Below are 20,816 nucleotides of genomic sequence, written 5' to 3'. Positions count from 1 at the left end.
ATAGATACCTGCAAAATTAGTTAGCGAGTTCGTTGGGTAAGTTCGCTTTGCGTTCATTTCTACGATAAACCAGAATGGTCAGTAGTAACGGCACAATAATCGCGACGATCATGGCAATAAAGTAAACCATCCAGAATTGCGGCTTGATAGAGAGAATGCCCGGAATGCCGCCAACGCCGATGCCATTGGCCGTCACATGATTGAGTCCGCAAATCAGCCCCGCGATAGCTGAACCAACCATCGCACAGAACATGGGGTAACGATATTTAAGGTTGATACCGTACATGGCGGATTCGGTGACACCCAGATAGGCTGAAATGGCTGCGGGAATAGACACTTCGCGTTCTTTTTGCTTCTTGCTGGCCCAGACAATGCCGGTAACGGCAGAACCTTGGGCGATATTAGAGAGCGCAATAATAGGCCAGATCGGCGTTCCTCCGGTGCTCTGGATCATTTGCAGGTCGATGGCCAGCGTGGTTTGGTGGACTCCGGTGATCACCAGCGGGGCGTAGAAGAAACCAAACAAAGCTGCCCCGATAGGCGCAAAGCTACCCGTCATCAGCCCTTTGACCGCCCAGGCTACACCATCCCCGATAGCGCGTCCGGCAGGACCGATCAGGGCATGGGCAAGGAAGACCGCCAACAGCAGAGAAGTCACCGGGACAATAACAAGGTAAAGGTAGTCCGGCACCCATTTTTTCAGCCGCGTTTCAATCCATCCCAATGTTAGACCGGCTAATAAAGAAGGAATGACCTGAGCCTGATAACCGACTTTAGAAATGGTAAACCAGCCGAAATTCCAGACTTCGGGTGTTTGTTGCCCAAGCAGGTAAGCATTCATCAATTGCGGGGAAACCAGCGTGATCCCCAGAATAATCCCCAGAATGGGTGTTCCGCCCATCTTTTTGACGGCAGACCAGCAGATACCCACAGGGAGGTAGAAGAATATCGCTTCACCGATCAGCCAGAGAAAATCATAGATACTCTGCCAGACAGGGTGGAGTTGTGCGAGTGATTTCCCGTCACTAAAGGGAATATCCCCGATCAGGTTACGAAAACCGAGGATTAAACCGCCGCTGATCAAGGCAGGCAGTAGTGGGAAGAAGATCTCAGCAAAATGTGAAATTGCACTTTCGTACCATTTCATATTTTGGCGAGCAGCCTGTTTAACTTCTTCTTTATTAACGGATTGTTTCCCCGTGGTTTCAAGCAAAGCTTTATAATAGACATCCACATTCGTCCCAATCACCACCTGAAATTGCCCGGCATTGGTGAAGCACCCCTTGACCATGGGTAACTCTTCAATGGCTTTGGCATCGGCATTTTCTGGTGTATTAAGAACGAATCTGAGGCGGGTGATACAATGACTGACGGAAGCGATATTCTCTTTACCACCGATCAAGGTAATAAGGTTATCAATATCCTTTTGATTTAATTGTTTTTTCTTCATGCCTTTTCTCCTTTGTGTGGCAGGAGTGATAAATAAATGGGGTCTTGCGATTAACAGAATGATTACTATCGTGATGAGATAATGAATAGACTGAAATAATAGCAACTCAATCCTAGACAGATTTTTATATTTTGAATATGAAAAGATGTTTTGTTTGAGTTTTAGATCACATTTTAAGCCATTGATTTGAAATTAAAGGTTTTTTTACATTTGTGATACTTATTATTATTGAATTTTTAATTGCCATGGTGATTAATGGATTTAGATTATAATTCATCCATCGTTTGGCAAAACTAAGAAGGGCTTGCGTGCTATCGGGCTGCGGCTTGGGTGCATGGAGTTAGTATAATTTTTGAACGTAATGATTTCGCCGCCAGCCATTTATATCGAAGATCCACTTGGATTCACATGATAAGTGGAGTCATACCGAAAGTTTCATTAATTATTGTCAGGCTGTGTTGAATCAATTGCCGTTAAATAATATCGCATCGGGCTTTCAATACATGGCATAGCAATATGCGTTGTTGATAAAAGTTCTGCGCCCGGTCATGGCGCAGAATGTCATTCAATTCAGAACTATATTAATAGGCCCAATTGATGGCTATTTCGTTAATTTAATCTCCATCATTGTTTCAATCACACCATTGCGTAAACATCGCTGCTTATTAGGTGTTAGACACTTGTCTCACTGTGTAAGCCACCAAAACGCCGATAGTACGCCGCAGTGGGCTGAGGTAATTGACCAATGGTGGTTTCGCAGTGTTCACTGACATAGCGTGTCGCGGCAAGGTCAATGTGCTGATAAAGATTTATACATAAATTACGGGCAATTTGCCCTTCCCATTGTGCGGGCAGCAGGGCATTCGGCAGCAGTGGATCACGCAGGACGATGCGGCGGTAAAAGTGGATGAGTAACAGGCGTAGCTGGAAACAGCGTTCTGGTGTCAGGTCGGCTTCATGGCAATCCCGCAGCAGTGTCATCAACGGGCGGAAGGAAACGATAAATTCGTGATAGTGCTGTGATATCTGCGCCAGTGACCAATTGACCGAGACGAGTGCTTTCAGGCTCTGTTCCGAACGCGGATACGGATAATCCGCCCGGAAATAGATAACGGAATCGCTGGCGTTGAGTTCTCCCAAGAGCGTGGGGATGTCTCTTTGGGGACGGCTCGGGGCGGCCATCAGGGTGCTGTTAAATTGGGCAAACCCAAGCCAGCCTAACTCTTTTTTCAGGCGGGTACGCGCGTTCTTAGCGACGCCTTCCAGAAGGAGTAGATCCCATTTGCCATCCCATTCCGGTTGTTCACTGAGATAGATTTTGTCTTCTGCATGACGAAACTGATTCATGCCCCGTTCGGCGATGTGGTAATAACTGCGTCGCCCCAATTTTTCTACCGTAAGCCACCCCTCTTTTTGCAGCCTGAATACGGCGGTTCTCACGAAACGGTCACTAAACCCCATCGGTTCCAGCAAGAGGCTTAAGCTGCCAAGCCAGACTTCACCGCCCCGGTGGCTGAGTGCATCGCCGTATAAGGAGATGATCAGCGATGTCCCGCTGATGGGCTGTGCATTGAGGGCGTGCCGAATAAAGTCGTCAAGTTTGTGTGCCATAGTTTCTGTGATCTGCTCATAAAGTGTGTCATGACATTAGCATAACGATATAAATGGGCTTAATCGATACGCTTAGAAAAAGCCAAAGGTTACTCGCGTGCCCGATTATCAATCACCCGTACCGCTTTCCCTTCTGAACGCGGGATAGTTCCGCAGTTGACAAGGCTGACTTCGGCATTCAGCCCTATCATGGATTTAATGTCATGGCGCAACTGCTGGCAGAGGTCGCTGCGTTGTTGATCGTTCAACTGATCGGGATCTTTCAGTTCGACCTTGATGGATAATTGGTCATAATTGCCGACACGGTTTACTTCTATTTGGTAGTGCGGTGATAGTGCTTTGATGCGCATGATCTGTTCTTCTACTTGTGAGGGAAACAGGTTGATGCCACGGATAATCAACATGTCATCGGAACGTCCGGTGATCCGCCCCATGCGGCGCATATTGCGTGCCGTACCGGGCAATAAACGGGTCAGGTCGCGGGTGCGGTAACGGATTATCGGCATGGCTTCTTTGGTCAGCGTCGTGAGAACCAGTTCTCCCGTTTCGCCCTCTGCCAGATTATACAGGTGGTCAGGATGAATCACTTCAGGGTAGAAGTGATCTTCCCAAATCGTGGAGCCGTCGGGGTGTTCCAGTGCTTCCATCGCAACGCCTGGCCCGATGACTTCGGACAGGCCGTAGATATCCAGTGCCTTGATGCCCATACGTGTTTCAATTTCAGTACGCAGGGCGGCTGTCCACGGCTCTGCGCCAAAGATACCCACCCGTAAGGAGCACGTGCTGGCATATCCACCCATTTGGCGTTCTAGTTCATCCAGTAAGGTCAGACAGTAAGAAGGAGTCATCATGATGACATCCGGCTTGAAATCCATAATCAGTTGTACCTGCCTTACGGTGTTGCCACTGGACATCGGAATGACGGTCGCTCCCAGCCGTTCGGCACCGTAGTGTGCGCCTAAGCCCCCCGTGAACAGTCCGTAACCGTAGGCAACGTGAACTTTGTCTTTGGCGCTGGCACCGGCAAAGCGCAGGCAACGGGCGATGATGTTCGCCCAATTGTCGATATCCTGTTGGGTATAACCGACGACAGTGGGTTTTCCTGTGGTGCCGGATGAAGCGTGAATGCGCACGATCTGTTCCATCGGCACGGCGAAGGTGCCAAAAGGATAATGTTCCCGCAGATCTTGTTTGGTGGTGTAAGGAAATTGGCTGATGTCATCGAGTTGCTTGAAATCACTTGGATGAATACCCGCCGCATCAAACTTGTGGCGGTACATGGGGACGTTGTTGTAGGCGTGGTTGAGAGTCCATGCTATCTGTTTAAATTGCCATGCCTGAATCTCATCACATGAAGCAAACTCAATAGAATCCGGGTGTTCAGAGGATTGTTTTAGAGTTTGTACGCGGTTGCTCATCGTTTTCTGTCCTTCTGTTGATTAAGCCAGATCACTGTGTATCAATTAATGCGTTCAATAATCATGGCAATGCCTTGCCCTACGCCAATACACATGGTGCACAAGGCGTAGCGTCCGGCGCGGCGCTCCAGTTCAAGGGTAGCGGTCAGTGCGAGGCGGGCGCCGCTCATCCCCAGAGGGTGCCCCAATGCAATCGCACCGCCGTTCGGGTTGACGTGTTCGGCATCATCCGGCAATCCCAGTTGGCGCATCACCGCCAGTGACTGTGAGGCGAATGCTTCATTCAGCTCAATAATATCCATTTGGTTTAGGGTTAAGCCGGTCAGTGCCAGCACCTTGCGGGTCGCAGGGAGTGGCCCGATCCCCATGATGCGTGGTTCTACGCCACAGGTTGCGGTTGCGACGATGCGTGCCCGTGGTGTCAGCCCTTGGCGTAATACCGCCGTTTCTGAGGCGATGATCAGCGCCGCTGCACCATCGTTGACGCCGGAAGCATTGCCGGCGGTAATGGTGCCGCCATCCCGGAATGGGGTTTTGAGCCGTTGCAGTTGTTCGAACGTGGTTGCTGGCCGGGGATGCTCATCCTGTGAGATGACCGTATCTACGCCTTTTTTGTTGATTGGCGGCAGAGTCACAGGGAGGATTTCTTCGGCCAGTACACCGTGCTGTTGGGCGCTGGCGGCACGTTGCTGGCTGCGTAGGGCGAAGGCATCTTGGTCATCACGGCTAATTTGAAACCGGGTGGCGACATTTTCTGCTGTTTCTGGCATGGAGTCTGTGCCGAATTGCTGCTTTATCAACGGATTAATAAATCTCCAGCCAAGAGTGGTATCAAAGATTTCAGTCTGCCGGCTGAATGCGCTGTCTGCTTTACCCATCACAAAAGGGGCACGGGTCATGGATTCAACGCCACCGGCCAGAATCAGTTGGGCCTCGCCGGATTTAATGCTGCGGGCGGCGAAAGCCAGTGCATCCAAACCGGAGCCGCACAACCGGTTGATGGTGGTGCCGGAGACTGAATCCGGCAATCCCGCCAGTAATCCGGCCATGCGTGCGACATTGCGGTTATCTTCCCCGGCCTGATTAGCGCAGCCGAGGATCACATCATCAATTTGTGCCCAATCCAGTGCCGGATAACGCGCCATCAATGCCCGCAGCGGCAAGGCGGCCAGATCGTCAGTCCGCAGGCTGGCCAGCGCACCGCCATAACGCCCGATCGGGGTGCGTATCCCATCACAGATAAAGGCGTGGTTCATGATTGCTCTCCCTTGGCCAAAACAGGCTGACTGAGGCGATGGGAATGGGCGCGAAAAAAGGCCACCGGCTTGCCGTTTTGATTGGTGATTTCCACATCGTACAAGCCCGTGGTTTTCCCCTGATACTGCACGGACGCGGTAGCAATAAGGTGATCACCCACTAAGGCCGGACGGATGAAATCAATGCTGCCACTGGAGGCGACGGCTACCAGCCCCTCGCTGTTGCAGGCATAGGCGAAAGCCGTATCCGCCAGACTGAACAGAATACCACCGTGACAACGTTGATGGCCGTTGAGCATATTGGGCATGATCTTCATGCTGAGTCGGGCGAATCCGACATCGATATGCTCGATGTGCATGCCCATCTCTTGAGCGCAGGCATCTTGGGCATACATGGCTTCAATATGGCGGCGAGCCTGTTGACTTGCCGTGTTATTGCTATCTTGCATGGTCGTCCCCTTTCTGGTGTTTTTCGGGCGGCTGGCGGGGGAGTTGGGTATGTCCCGCCGCGAGCTGACGCAATAAGGGCGCAGGGCGGTAACGCGGCTCCCCGTAGAATTTTTGTAAGTTTTCCAGTGTGGTGAGAATGTGCTTCCAGCCCAATTGTTTTCCCCATGCCAGCGGGCCGATGGGATAGTTCACACCGTAGCGCATGGCCAGATCGATATCTTCGGCACTGGCAATGCCTTTGTTGACGGCATCCAGCGCCTCATTGCACAGCATGGCGACGGTGCGCATCGTTAACAGGGCGGGGTAATCCGGCAGGAGGATCACTTGTTTACCGAGGGATTGCAGGAACCCGATTACTTTTGCGGTCTGTTGGGGCGTATTCTGGCAAGCGGCACTGAGCGTGATGATGGAAGCCGATTGGTGATTAGTAGAAAGATCGAACTGCATCACGGGTGACCTGATTTCATCAGCAATCTGGGCACAGGTTCTCCCTTTGGTCAGCCTCAAGAGAATGTCATCAATCTGCAACGTCGGGGAGTGGAATCGGTCATTGTTGTTTTCTTCGAAGGTGATCCCATATTGCTGTTGCAGCTCAGGTTTTTGTAACAGGGCAACAAAGTGCGGCAATGCGACCCAATGTCCGGTCGCTTTGATCAGCATGGGTGGTTTCTGGGTTTTGGCATGGCGATATTTCGGCGCTATTTTGGGTTGTAGCTGAGTCTCTTTTTTGCCGTTGTTTCCTTTTGTGTCATGGGGGCTTATGTCATAGAGGTAAAAACCACGGCCGCGTTTTCGTCCGAGATGATTGGCGTCCACCAGTTCTTTCTGCCGCAGTGAAGGCTGGAAGCGGGGATCGCAATAGAAAGCATGGAACAGGGATTGCGTGACGGTGTAGTTAATGTCATGGCCGATCAAATCCATCAGTTGTAACGGCCCCATCGCAAATCCCCCGGATTCTTTGAAAACGGCATCCAGCGTAGCGGGATCGGCAATCTGCTCTTCCAGTGCGCGCAGGGCTTCGGCATAGAATGGACGGGCGATGCGATTGACGATAAACCCCGGTGTAGAACGGCAAATCACGGGCTGTTTTTCCCAGTCGGTCACAAGGGTGTTGAGCGTTGCCATGGTTTGGGGCGAGGTTTCCAGCCCCTGCACGATTTCCACCAGCTTCATCAGCGGGGCGGGGTTGAAAAAGTGTAGGCCTGCCATGCGCTGTGGTGCCGACAGAACCGCGGCAATGGCGGTAATCGATAATGATGAGGTGTTGCTGGCAAACAGGGTTTGGTGTGAACAGACAGATTCCAGTTGTTGGAAGAGATGCTGTTTGGCGTCCAATTGTTCGACAATCGCTTCAATCACCAGACCACACGGTGCCAGTGCATGTAACGAATTCACCGGCGTGATGCGCTGTAGCAGGGTTTTTGTTGCACTGGCGTCTGCTTTGCCTGCTTCCACACGGTGATGCAGTCGGGTGCGCAAATTGTCCAGTACCTGACCTGCCGCTTCGCTATTGGCATCAAACAGCAGGACGGAATGCCCTGCTTGCGCTGCGACCTGAGCAATACCGATACCCATTGTTCCCGCCCCAATGACGGCGATGGGGCTGTGAAGGTGAGGCGTGTTCATGCTCATTTCCCCTTGAACGCTGGCTGGCGTTTTTCAATGAACGCATTAACCCCTTCACGGAAATCTTCGCTATGGCCGCATAGTCGTTGTAAATCACGTTCGAGATTAAGCTGTTGTTCCAGTGAATGGGTTGCCGCGGCATAAGTGGCTTGCTTGATGCAGCCAAGCGCGATGGTCGGTTGGGTGGCAAGGCGTTGTGCCAGTTGCCGGCTTTGATCTGCCAACGCTTCCGGCTCAACGACCTGCCAGATCATCCCCCAGTCCAGTGCCTGTTCAGCGCTGATTTTGTCGCCCAAGAGCGCCATGCCCATGGCTCGTGCGTGTCCAATCTTATGAGGCAGGAACCAGCTACCGCCGGAATCGGGCATCAGGCCAATGCGACAGAAAGCCTGAATAAAGCTGGCTGTACGGGAGGCAATAACAATGTCACCGGCGAGGGCAAGGGAGACGCCGGCACCGGCGGCGACGCCGTTGACGGCGCAGATGATGGGCTTAGGTAAGGAAGTCATGCGCCGGATGAGCGGATTGTAGTAGCGCTCAATGGATTGGCTGAGATCGGGAATCCCCCCATCCGAGATGATGGCATTACGATCATGTAAATCTTGTCCGGCACAGAAGCCGCGTCCGGCACCGGTGAGCAGGACACAGCGCACTGCTTCATCCTGTTCGGCAATGTTCATTGCCTGACTTAATTGTTGATGCAGCTCCTCATTAAAGCTATTGAGGCATTCTGGACGGTTAAGGGTAATGCTAAGGACACCTGCTGTGATATCAGTGAGTACCATTGACATGTTTTCCATCTATCAGAACCCCTTGAATGTTGGTTTACGTTTTTCCAGAAAGGCGGTGATGCCTTCCTGACGATCGGTTGTGCCCGCCAAAGCAACAAAGTGCTGGCGTTCGGCGAGTAGACCTTGTGACAGGCTGGTTTCCTGTGCGGCGTTGAGGGCGGCTTTGGCCGCCCTCAACGCCAAGGGGGAAAATTCACTGATGCGTTGTGCAATGTGTTTGGCTCGTTCTAGTGTCAGGGCATCAGTGCACACTTCGCTGACCAGCCCCGCCTCTTTGGCGCGTTGGGCATCGATAGCCTCGCCGGTCAGTATCATCTGGTAAGCCAGTGCCTTGCCGACACTACGGATGAGGCGCTGCGTTCCCCCCGCCCCCGGCATCAGCCCCAAGCTGATTTCGGGCAGGCCAAAGCGGGCGTTTTCGCCACAAATCACCAAATCACACGCCAGTGCCAGTTCGCAGCCAGCGCCCAGTGCGTAACCATTGACGGCGGCAATCAGCGGTTTGCTGATATGGTTTAAGCGTTGCCAGAGCTGGGGACGGCGATCAGTCATGGCGGTGGCAACGCTTTGTTGTTGCAGTTCTCTCAGATCGGCACCTGCCGCGAAACAGTGCGGTGATCCCGTGATAACCATGACGCCTGTTTCGTTATCCGCCTCCGCGTGTTCCAATTGCTGCACGAGTTGTTCCAGACAGGCATTGCTGAGGGCATTGCGGACTTCTGGCCGATTTAGGGTGAATGTTCGTACCCTTTGCTGCTGGTGGCATAAAATCCATTCCTGACTCATGGTGGCTCCTTACTGGTAGCTAGACATCGAAATCCACAACGACGCCATCACCTTTCGGCCATGACTGGCAACTTAAGATATAACCCGCTGCCAATTGTTCGGGGTCAAGGCTGTAGTTCACTCTCATGTCTACTTCGCCGGATTTCAGCTGGCATTTACAGGTCGCGCATACTCCTCCTTTGCAGGCGTAGGGCAAGTCAGCCCCTTGGCGTAGTGCGGCATCGAGGATGCTGTCATCGTCGGCGTGCATGACAATGTTGAGGGTGCGACCATCCAGATGGATCACAACGCGGGTTTCGCTGCGTCCAAGATTGGCCGGATCGGAACCCATCGCGGCTTTTTGGGCGCTTCCGGTATTGAAACGTTCACTATGAATGCGTTCGGCAGGTATTCCCGCCTGCTCCAGCGCAGAAAGAGCATGGTCTAACATGGCTTCCGGCCCACAAAGAAAAGCCTGATCAAATTGGGCAAAATTGAGCAAGGTTTTGCCGATGCGGTTCAGGTGTTCAATATCAATGCGTCCGTTAAACAGGGGGCTATTGGTGGTTTCCTGACTGAATAGGTACAGCACCTGAAAACGGCACAGGTAGCGATTTTTGAGATCGGCCAGCGCTTCTTTGAACATCACGGAGCGGCTGGTGCGGTTGCCATAAATCAGGGTGAAGGTGCTATCGGGTTCCAGTACCAGTGTACTTTTGATGATCGATAAAATAGGGGTAATACCCGAACCGGCGGCGATAGCCAGATAATGCCCCGATTGGCTTGTGTCGGGATAATAGCTATTGAGGTGATAGCCATTGAGGTGATAGCTATTGGGATGGTGGCCGAAGCTGCCCTGTGGCGGCATGACTTCCAGTTCATCCCCGACTTTTAATTGCTGATTGATGAAGGTTGAAAAACGACCCTGATGGATAGCTTTGACGCCAATCTGTAATACGTCCTCCAACGGTGAGCTACAGATGGAGTAGCAACGGCGTAATTCTTCGTGATTAATTGTCGCCTTGAGCGTCAGGTGTTGGCCGGCGTGGTAGCAGAAATGATTTTTCAGCTCATCGGGAAGTTGCAGGGTGACGGTCACGGCATCCGGTGTTTCTCGTTCAATGGCGGCAATCGTCAATCGGTAAAAACCGGACATCTTCTTCTACTCCCTTTTAAATACATTTGAAATAATCAAACGGCTCCAAACAATCGCGACAGCGATAGAGCGCCTTGCAGGCAGTGGAACCGAATTCGCTGATTTTTTCTGTTGCACGGCTGCCACAGTACGGACAAATGATGGCTCCCATGTCTGCTGTTTTTTCACAAACCCATCCCTGCGGCGGGGCGATGCCGGATGCGCGTAAGCGTTGTTTGGCCCCTGCATTTATCCAGTCTGTGGTCCATGCAGGGGTTAGACTGACTTTAATGTGCACCGGAGAAAAGCCGGCTTGTGCCAGGGTTGCCTGAATGATCTCGATCAGGTATTCCGTTGCGGGACAGCCGGAATAGGTCGGGGTAAATGTCACCTGCCAGCCGTTTTGTAACGGCGTCACCGCCCGTACCATGCCAAGATCAGTAATGGAGAGCGCAGGAAGTTCTGGATCAGCAATTTGGTGGAGACATTGCCAGATTTGATGAATTTCCGGCGGCTGTATTGTTGAATGAGAAATTGCTGAATGAAAAATGGCTGAATGAAAACGTGTGTTGCCTTGCTGTTCCATGATCGCCTCCCATTGGCCTCTGTTTTTACCAATTGCAGTTGGGGTAGGTGCGTTGTAGATATTGCATTTCTGCCAACATGTAGCCCAAATGTTCCGTATGCAGTCCTTGTTTACCGCCTTGTCGGTAGGGCAGCGCCTGTGGCACGGCTAACGTCGCTTCGGCAAAGGTTTCGTTGATGATTTGCCGCCACGGTTCATGCAGGGTGCCGGGATCAACGGCAATACCTTCTTCTGCCAGTTGTTGTTCTATTTCGTCGCAATGGAAGAGTTCACCGGTAAAGCGCCACAATTGATTAATGGATTGCTGGATTTTTTCGTGGCTCAGTGCTGTGCCATCCCCCAGCCTGATCATCCAGCCCCGGCTGAATCTCAGGTGATACTCCACTTCCTTCAACGATTTGGCACTGATCGCCGCCAACTGGGGATCACGGCTTTGTTTCAGTGCCTGATGCAGCAGGAGGTGATAGGCATCGATAAAAAACTGGCGTACCAGTGTGTCGTTAAAGCCGCCATTGGGTTGTTCCACCAGCAGCAGGTTGAGGAATTCGCGCTCATTACGCCTGAACGCAAGCTGATCTTCATCCACCCCGGTTCCTGAAAGCGTGGCGGCATAGCTGAGGAAATGGCGGGATTGTCCCAACAGGTCGAGGCCGATATTGGACAGGGCGAGGTCAATTTCCAGCTCCGGCGCATGCCCACACCACCCGCACAAGCGTTGTGCCAGAATCAGTGGCGTATCTCCCTGACGGAGAACATACTGGCGGAGAACATCGTTGAACAGAGCCTGTTTGGGGGATGAAACGCTGGGTGTATTCATCTTCTTGTCCCCTACATATTTTTGATGCCGTCAGGAATGGCGTAGAAAGTCGGATGACGGTAAATCTTGTCCTCCGAGGGGTCGAAAAAAGCGCCGCGATCTTCCGGTTGTGAAGCCACCAGATAGCGGGATTGCACTACCCAGATGGAGCAGCCTTCATTGCGCCGGATGTAGGCATCGCGTGCGTTTTCCAACGCCATTTGATCATCTGCCGCATGAAGACTGCCGACATGACGGTGCGCCAGTCCTTGTTTACTACGGACAAACACTTCATACAGTGGCCAATCGGTATCGTTCATTGGATTGCTCTCCTAATTCCTGCGCTGTTTCAGGGCGTGAACAAAAGCCGCTTCACGTACCCAACGCCCGTTTTCCCAAGCCAGGCGTTTGGCTTCCAGACGTTCGTGATTGCAGGTCCCCTGTCCTTTCAGCACTTGATAGAATTCGTCCCAATTGATTTCACCAAAACGGTAATGCCCCGTTGCTTCATCTAAGGCCAGCGCCGGATCGGGAGCTGTCATGCCCAAGGCTTCCAACTGAGGTACGGTGTTATCGATAAATTTTTGCCGCAGTTCATCATTGCTGAATCGCTTGATTTTCCATGCCATGCTCTGGGCGCTGTTGGGGGAATCACTGTCATTGGGGCCAAACATCATCAGTGTCGGCCACCAGAAGCGGTTAATGGCATCCTGCAACATGGCGCGTTGGGCTTCGCTGCCCTTTGCCAGCACGGTTACCGCCTCATAACCTTGCCGCTGGTGGAAACTTTCTTCCTTGCAGATTTTTACCATTGCACGGGAGTAGGGACCGTAAGAGGCACGGCACAAGGCAACCTGATTAACAATGGCTGCGCCATCCACCAGCCAGCCAATCACCCCGACATCCGCCCAACTCAGGGTAGGATAGTTAAAGATTGAGGAATATTTCATCTTGCCATCCAACAGATTTTGGTAGATGTCCTGACGGGAACAGCCCAGTGTTTCGGCGGCGCTATAGAGATACAGCCCGTGTCCTGCTTCATCTTGTACTTTCGCCAGCAATACCGCCTTACGGCGCAGTGTCGGGGCGCGGGTGATCCAATTGGCTTCCGGTAACATGCCGACCACTTCCGAGTGTGCGTGTTGACTGATCTGGCGTATCAGATTTTGGCGATAGGATTCAGGCATCCAATCTTTGGCCTCAATCGAAAGGTCTGCGGCTATTTTGGCGTCAAAACGCTTTGCATCAAGGCTCTTTGTATCAATATCTTCCTGAAGTGGATCAGTTGTCATAGGGACTCCATTATGATTCTTAATTATTGACATTAAAAATAAAAACGAATCACTTTTTGCAACCATAAATCTACAAATTAGCAACAAGAATAGCAAACATCAAAGCTGTATATTTGTCGTTCATGTCACAATATGAATTTATACCCTTTATAAAACAATTAATTAATTATTTTTATTTGATGATGGGAAGAATATTAATTAGTGATTGGGTACAAATGTTTTTATTTTGTTAATTTTATGGGTGGTTTTGTCAATCGAGTATGTGATACATAAATAGCATTCTGTTACTTCATAATTGTTTCATTGATTAAATCGGTGGAGAAGAAAATGCAACAGTTAACGAGTTACCTTTGTGGCACTTGGGCTTACGGGCAAGGCAACACCAGAACGATCCATCATGCAGTCAGCGGCGAAGCCTTGTATCAGGTATCGTCGGAAGGCTTACCATTGGCCGGAAGTTTAGAGTACGCCCGTGAAAAGGGGGGGAAAGCATTGGCTGCGATGACGTTCCAGCAACGTGCGAAGATGATGAAGGCGGTGGCAAAACACTTGCTTGCCAACAAAGAAGCTCTGTATGCCATTTCTACAGAGACAGGCGCAACTCGTGCGGATAGTTGGGTGGATATTGAGGGGGGAGTCGCGACACTCTTCGCTTATGCCGGATTAGCCGGGCGTGAATTGCCGGATGATACCCTGTGGCCGGAGGATGAGATGATCCCGCTGTCTAAGCAGTCTCAGTTTGTGGCGCGTCATGTGCTGACTTCCCGTCCCGGTGTGGCACTGCATATCAATGCGTTTAACTTTCCGTGTTGGGGGATGCTGGAAAAATTGGCACCTACGTGGATGGCTGGTATGCCGGCGGTGATCAAACCCGCGACGGCATCCGCCCAACTGACACAGGCAATGGTGAAAATGATCACCGACAGCGGTCTGGTGCCGGAAGGGGCATTGCAATTGATCTGCGGTGGTATTGGTGACCTGTTCGATCACCTTGATTATCAGGATGCCGTGACGTTTACCGGATCGGCACAAACGGGGCAGAAATTACGTGCCCATCCTCGGCTGATAGAAAAATCCATCTCTTTTACGATGGAAGCGGATTCGCTCAACTGCTGCATTTTAGGCGAGGATGTTACGCCGGATATGCCGGAATTTGGTGTTTTCATCAAGGAAGTTGTCCGTGAAATGACGGTGAAGGCGGGCCAGAAATGTACGGCTATCCGGCGTATTATTGTGCCCGCTAACCAAATGGAAGCGGTCAAGCAAGCGCTGCTCAAACGGCTGGCCGGCGTGACCGTTGGTGATCCCAGTTTATCGGAAGTGCGCATGGGGGCGTTGATTAATGTAGAACAGCGTGATGAGGTGCAAGCGAGGGTTAACGAATTGCGCAAGAGTGGCTGCGAGGTTTTGTGTGGCGGCTCGCTGGATAAATTGGTGTTGGCAGGCAATCGCAACAGCAATGGGGCATTTTACCCGCCAACTTTGCTCTATTGTGCTGATCCCGTAACAAATCAGGTGGTACACGGTACGGAAGCCTTTGGGCCGGTTGCCACATTGATGGCGTATCAGGATACCGAACAGGCGATTGCCTTGGCGATGATGGGGCAGGGGAGTTTGGTGGGGTCATTGGTGACGGCGGATGAGCAGATTGCGCTACAGGTGATCCGTGCGACAGCGTGTGCCCATGGACGCATGTTGGTGTTGGATGAGGCGGCGTCTGCGGAGTCCACGGGGCATGGTTCTCCACTGCCGATGCTGGTACATGGCGGGCCGGGTCGGGCCGGTGGCGGGGAAGAGTTGGGGGGCTTGCGTGCCGTGAAACATTATATGCAGCGCACCGCGATCCAAGGCAGCCCAAGTATGCTGGCAGTGATTGGCCGTGAGTGGGTGCGTGGCGCAAAAGTGCAAGAAGCGCTGATACATCCATTCCGCAAGTATTTTGAACAAATTGCCATTGGTGAGAGTTTGCTGACTGCCCGCCGGACGGTAACGGAAGCGGATATTGTGAATTTCGCCTGCCTGAGTGGCGATCATTTTTATGCCCATATGGATAAAATCGGCGCGGCGGAATCTCTGTTTGGTGAACGTGTGGCACATGGTTATTTTGTCGTATCGGCGGCGGCGGGTTTGTTTGTTGATAGTGCGGTTGGGCCGGTGCTGGCCAACTACGGGATGGAAAATCTGCGCTTTATTGAGCCGGTCAAAATAGGTGATACCATTCAGGTGCGTTTGACGTGCAAGAAGAAGGTCAAGAAAGTCCAGAAAACCCCGGAAGATAAGCCACATGGTGTTGTAATCTGGGATGTGCAGGTGTTGAATCAGGAACAACAGCCTGTGGCGCTTTACAGCATTCTGACACTGGTGGCGCGGCAGCAGGGGGATTTTGTGGCGTCGGTGTAACCACGGTCAGGGTTCAGGCTAAACCTATTGAGATTTGTTAAGTCGAAAGAACAGAAGAACCTGAGGATATTAAGGGTTGCAATAATCCTCAGGTTGCTTATTAGGGTTTAAATTCAGGCTGAATGTTATCTGTCGCATATATAAGTTGCCATTTTTGGAAAAACCCTATCAGATTTTAAGTGAATGGATCTTCATCTGAGTATTTTTTCTTTATAATGGAAGACCAATTTGCATCATCTTTGACATTTTTAAATATGCCATCGCTTTTATTTTTAGATCTTAATTGATATTTTCCGGGAAAGTTTAAGTTTTGTTTAGGGTTAAGATGATTATCAATAAAATCAGGCCCTGTCATGTCAGTAGTATAATCAATTCGCCTAATCTCACGACTGTGTGTATCATTGCGTCCATGAGGATCAATGCCGGTTCTCCATACAGGATCTTGTATACCGCATCTCGTATCCAGATTGATTTGGTTAGCGTGGTTTAATTTTAGCGCCAAATCGACTCGCTTATCGATCTCATGATATTTATTGAATCTTCTAATTCTACAGATTTCATCGACTTTAGGTGATTCATACATTTGAATAGACAGATGATGTTTTTTTGTCTGAACAGCCATCTTTAATAAAATATTAAAAATTTCTTTTGATTGAGGAAGGGCGGCAATAATCGCATTGCCAAATCTATTATAGGGCGCACCCAAAAACTGCCAGCCTTGCCCACTACAATCACCAATCCCTATATTAGACTTAAGACGTAAATCGGCAAATTTAGCACTCCCTCTGTCAAGACTATTTTTTATGCTTGTATCACTCAATTCGACATCAGTATCCAGATATATTCCCCCTTCCTTATATAAGATAACCAGACGGGCAATATCACTGGATGAGGCATAATTATGATAATTACCCTTCAGATTAATACGATAGATATGTTGTAGATAATTCATTAAATCAACATAATCCCCATAACGTCTGGCGTTATCACTTTCCTTCTTCGTTTTAGTAAAATAACTTAAGCAGTTTAACATCGGTTCCTGAATGGAACCCAGTTGATGGGCTTGCAGGAATAGAAAATTGAAAGCGACGTCAACATTTTTATAATTGAAATTAATCGGGATTTCACCAATATCAAATTCAGCGCCATAATATTCAAATTTCATTTTTCTTAATGTTTTGTTAACTAAGAACTGTATGTTATTATTTCCCCAAATGTTGACTTCAAAACCTGGCTTTTCAAATTTAATTTCTATAATTTTCCTTAAGTCTTTTTCTGGTATATTATTTCCCGTCCAAAAGTAATGAATTTTTTTTGGGGATATTCATAATTTATTTTCCTTTTTAAAAATAACTACGAAAATTTATAATAATACACTGTTATTACATTATCGTGATTTGTATCACATTATCAATTATCAATTATCAATTATCAATGTTATTAATACATTATGGAGAGATTGTCATCAAGGCTTGTATGTTTCATTTTTCAACACAACTACAGTATGGAAGATCTGCGCCTTATAGCATCCTGACACTGGTGGAACGGCAGTGGGGAGATTTTGTGACGCCGGTATTGTTTGTGATCTCTAATTTTATTAAAGAATGTTTCTTCATTGATAAGTGCGTATAACATTAGGTTATATAAGTGATTTACGCAAGGGTTTGATTTTCAATATATATTATATAGATAGCACTGCTAACAAAAGATGATTTAAATATCTTTTTTTATCTTATTAATGCTATTAATCTGTTTTTTATGTGATAAATTAACCCTTTCTGGCTTAGAGACTTAAGCCGTTGCGTTTAAATAAAAACTAGGATGGTGATATTATGTCATATATGATTTATTTATCGTTAAATGGTAAGAAACAAGGTTTAATATCAGCAGGGTGTTCAACTCTCGATTCGATAGGAAACCGATACCAAAAAGGACATGAAGACCAAATACAGGTACTCAGTCTAAATCACTCAATATCTCGTCAGCAGAATGTAAGCCATCAACCCATACAGTTTATCAAACCTATAGACAAATCTTCTCCGCTATTAGAAGTGGCCATTGATTCTAACGAATCGCTAGATGGTAAATTTATTTTTTACAGAACCAGCCAAACAGGGCAGTTAGAACTATTTTATGAAGTGAAAATTACGGAGGCGACTATCACGGAAATTTCCTGTACTTATCCGAACTCTATAAATGATTTTGATGCTATGCCATATGAAAGAGTTATACTTAACTATAAATCAATCTCATGGAACCATGTGACGGCAGGTACATCTGCCTATAGCATATGGGAAGACCGAGTTTATTAAAAAATATTTCTAAGCATATATCTAATATATGCTTAGTGACATAGCCTTGGGTTTTTTACATATTTACTCGGTGCATTCCATGATAATTTATAACAAGTGGAATATCCTAGGTTATTAAATTTATAATTAGCATACCAAGACACAGGGAAACTAATAACAAAACCTAAAATTCCAATAAAAGTGAGGATCTTAAAAATTGAATTATTGTTTTTTGGTATTTTAAAAAAACAAATAATAAATTGGGTCAATGCAAAAATAACATACCAAAGGATAAGCAAACAATATTGCAAACATCCTCCATGAAAATACAACAACATCCGAAAGATTATACACAGATAAAAATCATCAATAACGAAAAAGAGCACCGCATTCATTATTAAAAATAAAAACAATGAACTTATTGTGATAATGAATTTGTTTTTATTGTCCACACCTACCTCTTTAACAACGGTTTTTTCTACATTTATAGTAATCTTACAAAAGATTATAAATATAATATTAATCTACATGCGCTATTTTAAGTTAAAAGATAAATATATATTAAATATATATTTTAGTTGCATAACTTTGAATTTTTTACATATTCATTTGGTGCAATTAAAGACTTTTTACTGCACGTTATATAGCCAGAATATTTTAATTTATTATCAACATATAAAGATACAGGAACACTCATTAATAAAGCCACAAAAAATATCCATACCAGAAAATTAACGACACGACCCCTATATGGACGAGGACTATCTGAAAAACAAGCACACATAATAGAAAACAACAAATGAAAACTTATCGGAAATCCAAAAGAAATAAAAAACACTCGCCAAGAAAAATACACTTTTTCTTTTAAATTAACTAGTGACATAAAATCACGCCATGAAAAAAAACCACCATGGACATAACAATTATAACCAATAACAATATTAGTATATAAAATACCCTACTCCAAAAAGGAAGAATAACTGTTTTTTTTGCATTGATTTTTAATCTTATTTGACATGCGGAAACTCCATCGTAATAACAATAAAAAATACTAGAATACTTAATTACATGACCAAATGGCTTGCGTGATTAATAAACGCGACGAATATATTATTAATGACATAAGTTTACATTATTCACATATTCATTTGGTGCAATCCAAGATTTTTTATCACATGTTAAATAACCAGATGATTTCAATTTATAATCAACATATAAAGAAACAGGAATACTTAAAATTAAAACAACAAAAAAGTTCACGGTAAAAAATTTAAACAAATGACTAATGTATAATTTAGGTTTTTTTATAAAAAAAACCAAGATAACAGAAGAAAACATATGAAAAACTATAGGGAACCCAAAGCAAATAAGAAAAATCCTCCACGAAAAGTATATTTTCTCCTCTAAATAAACTAACGAAATAAGATCACGCCATGAAAGAAAAACCACAAACATCATGATAAACAAACAAAGTAATGATATTAATGAATAAAGTATTTTCTTCCATAAAGGAATTAAAGTAATTCCATTGCTTTTAATTTTATTTGACATATATAAACCTTAATTTATCTAAACATACCCATGCTAAAACCTTTGATTAAATTATCTTTTATCTTTTTTTTATTTTCTTCATTTTTAAATTTCTCTACAACTTTGTCAGTTATTTCATACTCGTTATCCAGAAAATACAAAATCGCAGCAACACCTAAACCGAACAGGAATAACCCAACACTAATACCAACGATGCTTGCCCCTATAGCCAAAAGAGGGGTTGTTACAATTTTTCCTACAACTAAAGTTGCTAATCCACTAATAACTAATTTTGCTACATCGACGGTAATATTCCCTAAAAATTCAGCAAGAGCATATTCATCTTTCATAATCCATTCAATGCTTCTATAAGCAAGAGAAAAATATATACAATGAGTCACTCCATTTGTTATACCATTTATAATACCTTTTGAATCAATACCTATTTTTAATATTTTTGGATTATCAATGCGATAATTTGTTCCTGTGATAAATTTTCTCACACTTTTTTTACCTGTTATCTTGATGTATGTATCTCTTTCTCTTCCTTTATACTCTTTAGCTTCAACATCCAGGCTCTTAAACTCCTTTATTATTTTCATCACACCAATAGACTCAAGCATATTTCCCGCAAACGAAGATGCAGGGTCAGTACATGAAAATACCTTATCCTTCCATGCTTTATGTTCCCCATTTTTACAAAATACAGATTTTAAAAATCCAAGAGCTTCCTCTACAGTTATTAGAGCGTGATGCTCTTCATTTTCATTTAACTTTCTTTCAAGCTCAGAAAATTGGTTCTTTCTGTATTCTTCTAACTGTGAAAAATGCTTTAATTTTCCATCGTCACCATCAAATATAACCATACCATCAACAAAATCATCTGAAATTCGCTTCACATCCATTCCCTCATAAGTTGATATAATTTAATAATAATCTAAAATAAATCAGCTTTAATGTGTTAAATTACCTGCTTCAAATTTTAATGACAAAACCCTGCCATCCGAAACCCGCATGTTTATCCCGTCAGCCTGAGCTGATGACAATAGTTGAAAACAAAACATCATCATCACAGCCAGTTTATCTTCTGATCTGGCCGGGCTATGGGTTAATGCGTTACTTATTTTCTGCATCAATTCTTCTTTGTCATCCATACGAAAAAACCTTATTGTTAATCATTAGGTTATTATATGACAATTTTACACAAAAAATGTCCATCTCAATCACATAATAAAAGTAAGCGGCTCATTTGAACCGTATTGACGATTAGATATTGGTCAGGTTGAGTTTCCAGGGAAGCAGCTCATGTACCTTGTTTGATGGCCAGTCAGCTATATGGCTGATGACGTACCGCAACCACGCTTCCGGGTCTACACCATTAAGCCGGCAGGAGCCGATTAATGAGTACAGGATGGCCGC

General features: G+C 46.7%; 22 protein-coding genes. 2 read left to right on the top strand and 20 right to left on the bottom strand.

Translation table 11 applies throughout. The annotated features are described in order from the left end of the window. Positions 1 to 16: 16 nt before the first annotated feature. The 13 genes from treB to paaA form a co-directional block, all read right to left on the bottom strand. Positions 17 to 1,450 (bottom strand): PTS trehalose transporter subunit IIBC, encoded by a 1,434-nt coding sequence (gene treB / locus PSI17_RS04740; RefSeq protein WP_273550866.1) that lies wholly within the window; start codon positions 1,448 to 1,450, stop codon positions 17 to 19. 672 nt (positions 1,451 to 2,122) lie between these two features. Continuing rightward, on the bottom strand, positions 2,123 to 3,061 hold the full coding sequence (gene paaX / locus PSI17_RS04735) for a phenylacetic acid degradation operon negative regulatory protein PaaX (RefSeq protein WP_273550865.1): 939 nt from the start codon (positions 3,059 to 3,061) through the stop codon (positions 2,123 to 2,125). An 89-nt stretch (positions 3,062 to 3,150) separates the two neighbouring features. Beyond that, positions 3,151 to 4,479: a phenylacetate--CoA ligase PaaK gene (gene paaK, locus PSI17_RS04730; protein ID WP_273550864.1), complete on the bottom strand. Its 1,329-nt coding sequence runs from the start codon at positions 4,477 to 4,479 to the stop codon at positions 3,151 to 3,153. Positions 4,480 to 4,520: 41 nt separating this feature from the next. Beyond that, on the bottom strand, positions 4,521 to 5,735 hold the full coding sequence (gene pcaF / locus PSI17_RS04725) for a 3-oxoadipyl-CoA thiolase (protein WP_273550863.1): 1,215 nt from the start codon (positions 5,733 to 5,735) through the stop codon (positions 4,521 to 4,523). Continuing rightward, positions 5,732 to 6,184, bottom strand: a complete 453-nt coding sequence (paaI, locus tag PSI17_RS04720) for a hydroxyphenylacetyl-CoA thioesterase PaaI (protein ID WP_273550862.1) — start codon at positions 6,182 to 6,184, stop codon at positions 5,732 to 5,734. Before paaI ends, pcaF begins: the two co-directional genes overlap by 4 nt. Further along, positions 6,174 to 7,811, bottom strand: a complete 1,638-nt coding sequence (locus tag PSI17_RS04715; protein ID WP_273550861.1) for a 3-hydroxyacyl-CoA dehydrogenase — start codon at positions 7,809 to 7,811, stop codon at positions 6,174 to 6,176. The genes paaI and PSI17_RS04715 overlap by 11 nt, the downstream gene beginning before the upstream one ends. 2 nt (positions 7,812 to 7,813) lie before the next feature. After that, entirely contained in the window at positions 7,814 to 8,611 is a 798-nt protein-coding gene (gene paaG, locus PSI17_RS04710) for a 2-(1,2-epoxy-1,2-dihydrophenyl)acetyl-CoA isomerase PaaG (RefSeq protein ID WP_273550860.1), read from the bottom strand. 3 nt (positions 8,612 to 8,614) lie between these two features. Further along, entirely contained in the window at positions 8,615 to 9,388 is a 774-nt protein-coding gene (gene paaF / locus PSI17_RS04705; RefSeq protein ID WP_273550859.1) for a 2,3-dehydroadipyl-CoA hydratase PaaF, read from the bottom strand. Between the two features lie 19 nt (positions 9,389 to 9,407). Next, positions 9,408 to 10,523: a 1,2-phenylacetyl-CoA epoxidase subunit PaaE gene (gene paaE, locus PSI17_RS04700; protein ID WP_273550858.1), complete on the bottom strand. Its 1,116-nt coding sequence runs from the start codon at positions 10,521 to 10,523 to the stop codon at positions 9,408 to 9,410. Between the two features lie 16 nt (positions 10,524 to 10,539). Next, complete coding sequence (paaD, locus tag PSI17_RS04695; RefSeq protein ID WP_273550911.1) at positions 10,540 to 11,037, bottom strand: 1,2-phenylacetyl-CoA epoxidase subunit PaaD; 498 nt, start codon at positions 11,035 to 11,037, stop codon at positions 10,540 to 10,542. 76 nt (positions 11,038 to 11,113) lie between these two features. Beyond that, positions 11,114 to 11,905 (bottom strand): 1,2-phenylacetyl-CoA epoxidase subunit PaaC, encoded by a 792-nt coding sequence (gene paaC / locus PSI17_RS04690; RefSeq protein ID WP_273550857.1) that lies wholly within the window; start codon positions 11,903 to 11,905, stop codon positions 11,114 to 11,116. Between the two features lie 11 nt (positions 11,906 to 11,916). Then, on the bottom strand, positions 11,917 to 12,204 hold the full coding sequence (gene paaB, locus PSI17_RS04685) for a 1,2-phenylacetyl-CoA epoxidase subunit PaaB (protein ID WP_273550856.1): 288 nt from the start codon (positions 12,202 to 12,204) through the stop codon (positions 11,917 to 11,919). Between the two features lie 12 nt (positions 12,205 to 12,216). Next, on the bottom strand, positions 12,217 to 13,176 hold the full coding sequence (paaA, locus tag PSI17_RS04680) for a 1,2-phenylacetyl-CoA epoxidase subunit PaaA (protein ID WP_273550855.1): 960 nt from the start codon (positions 13,174 to 13,176) through the stop codon (positions 12,217 to 12,219). A gap of 327 nt (positions 13,177 to 13,503) precedes the next feature. On the opposite strand from paaA, the gene paaZ reads away from it, so the two are divergent. Next, complete coding sequence (paaZ, locus tag PSI17_RS04675) at positions 13,504 to 15,576, top strand: phenylacetic acid degradation bifunctional protein PaaZ (protein WP_273550854.1); 2,073 nt, start codon at positions 13,504 to 13,506, stop codon at positions 15,574 to 15,576. A gap of 175 nt (positions 15,577 to 15,751) precedes the next feature. On the opposite strand, the gene PSI17_RS04670 is transcribed toward paaZ, so the two are convergent. Beyond that, entirely contained in the window at positions 15,752 to 16,741 is a 990-nt protein-coding gene (locus PSI17_RS04670; protein ID WP_273550853.1) for a glycosyltransferase, read from the bottom strand. 667 nt (positions 16,742 to 17,408) lie between these two features. Here PSI17_RS04670 and PSI17_RS04665 point away from each other — a divergent pair. Beyond that, a complete protein-coding gene (locus PSI17_RS04665) occupies positions 17,409 to 17,888 on the top strand; it encodes an Hcp family type VI secretion system effector (RefSeq protein WP_273550852.1) in 480 nt (159 codons plus the stop codon). Positions 17,889 to 17,920: 32 nt separating this feature from the next. On the opposite strand, the gene PSI17_RS17395 is transcribed toward PSI17_RS04665, so the two are convergent. The 6 genes from PSI17_RS17395 to PSI17_RS04650 all read right to left on the bottom strand — a co-directional run. Beyond that, positions 17,921 to 18,205, bottom strand: coding sequence for a DUF1240 domain-containing protein (locus PSI17_RS17395; protein ID WP_443256001.1), 285 nt, complete (start codon positions 18,203 to 18,205; stop codon positions 17,921 to 17,923). A gap of 236 nt (positions 18,206 to 18,441) precedes the next feature. Then, positions 18,442 to 18,750: a DUF1240 domain-containing protein gene (locus PSI17_RS17390; RefSeq protein ID WP_443255999.1), complete on the bottom strand. Its 309-nt coding sequence runs from the start codon at positions 18,748 to 18,750 to the stop codon at positions 18,442 to 18,444. 230 nt (positions 18,751 to 18,980) lie between these two features. Continuing rightward, on the bottom strand, positions 18,981 to 19,322 hold the full coding sequence (locus PSI17_RS17385) for a DUF1240 domain-containing protein (RefSeq protein ID WP_443256000.1): 342 nt from the start codon (positions 19,320 to 19,322) through the stop codon (positions 18,981 to 18,983). 110 nt (positions 19,323 to 19,432) lie between these two features. Further along, positions 19,433 to 20,296 (bottom strand): hypothetical protein, encoded by an 864-nt coding sequence (locus PSI17_RS04660; RefSeq protein ID WP_273550851.1) that lies wholly within the window; start codon positions 20,294 to 20,296, stop codon positions 19,433 to 19,435. 54 nt (positions 20,297 to 20,350) lie between these two features. Further along, on the bottom strand, positions 20,351 to 20,551 hold the full coding sequence (locus PSI17_RS04655) for a hypothetical protein (protein ID WP_273550850.1): 201 nt from the start codon (positions 20,549 to 20,551) through the stop codon (positions 20,351 to 20,353). Between the two features lie 112 nt (positions 20,552 to 20,663). Then, the coding region (locus tag PSI17_RS04650; protein ID WP_273550910.1) for a transposase domain-containing protein at positions 20,664 to 20,816 on the bottom strand (153 nt) is incomplete at its 5' end.

It is taken from the genome of Xenorhabdus sp. IM139775, from assembly GCF_028598745.1.
Lineage (GTDB): Bacteria > Pseudomonadota > Gammaproteobacteria > Enterobacterales > Enterobacteriaceae > Xenorhabdus.
The sequence above is the reverse complement of the archived record's forward strand: the minus strand, read 5'-3'. Positions and strand labels throughout refer to the sequence as shown.

Excerpts from the sequence above, each read along its gene's own strand:
- paaA (WP_273550855.1), bottom strand. The coding sequence starts at position 13,176 with ATGACAACTGATCCACTTCAGGAAGATATTGATACAAAGAGCCTTGAT.
- paaB (WP_273550856.1), bottom strand. The coding sequence starts at position 12,204 with ATGAACGATACCGATTGGCCACTGTATGAAGTGTTTGTCCGTAGTAAA.
- PSI17_RS17385 (WP_443256000.1), bottom strand. The coding sequence starts at position 19,322 with ATGTTTGTGGTTTTTCTTTCATGGCGTGATCTTATTTCGTTAGTTTAT.
- PSI17_RS04715 (WP_273550861.1), bottom strand. The coding sequence starts at position 7,811 with ATGAACACGCCTCACCTTCACAGCCCCATCGCCGTCATTGGGGCGGGA.
- paaG (WP_273550860.1), bottom strand. The coding sequence starts at position 8,611 with ATGGAAAACATGTCAATGGTACTCACTGATATCACAGCAGGTGTCCTT.
- PSI17_RS17395 (WP_443256001.1), bottom strand. The coding sequence starts at position 18,205 with ATGTTGTTGTATTTTCATGGAGGATGTTTGCAATATTGTTTGCTTATC.
- paaZ (WP_273550854.1), top strand. The coding sequence starts at position 13,504 with ATGCAACAGTTAACGAGTTACCTTTGTGGCACTTGGGCTTACGGGCAA.
- paaI (WP_273550862.1), bottom strand. The coding sequence starts at position 6,184 with ATGCAAGATAGCAATAACACGGCAAGTCAACAGGCTCGCCGCCATATT.
- paaE (WP_273550858.1), bottom strand. The coding sequence starts at position 10,523 with ATGTCCGGTTTTTACCGATTGACGATTGCCGCCATTGAACGAGAAACA.
- PSI17_RS04665 (WP_273550852.1), top strand. The coding sequence starts at position 17,409 with ATGTCATATATGATTTATTTATCGTTAAATGGTAAGAAACAAGGTTTA.
- PSI17_RS04655 (WP_273550850.1), bottom strand. The coding sequence starts at position 20,551 with ATGGATGACAAAGAAGAATTGATGCAGAAAATAAGTAACGCATTAACC.
- PSI17_RS04670 (WP_273550853.1), bottom strand. The coding sequence starts at position 16,741 with ATGAAATTTGAATATTATGGCGCTGAATTTGATATTGGTGAAATCCCG.
- paaC (WP_273550857.1), bottom strand. The coding sequence starts at position 11,905 with ATGAATACACCCAGCGTTTCATCCCCCAAACAGGCTCTGTTCAACGAT.
- paaK (WP_273550864.1), bottom strand. The coding sequence starts at position 4,479 with ATGAGCAACCGCGTACAAACTCTAAAACAATCCTCTGAACACCCGGAT.
- PSI17_RS17390 (WP_443255999.1), bottom strand. The coding sequence starts at position 18,750 with ATGTCACTAGTTAATTTAAAAGAAAAAGTGTATTTTTCTTGGCGAGTG.
- treB (WP_273550866.1), bottom strand. The coding sequence starts at position 1,450 with ATGAAGAAAAAACAATTAAATCAAAAGGATATTGATAACCTTATTACC.
- paaX (WP_273550865.1), bottom strand. The coding sequence starts at position 3,061 with ATGGCACACAAACTTGACGACTTTATTCGGCACGCCCTCAATGCACAG.
- paaF (WP_273550859.1), bottom strand. The coding sequence starts at position 9,388 with ATGAGTCAGGAATGGATTTTATGCCACCAGCAGCAAAGGGTACGAACA.
- pcaF (WP_273550863.1), bottom strand. The coding sequence starts at position 5,735 with ATGAACCACGCCTTTATCTGTGATGGGATACGCACCCCGATCGGGCGT.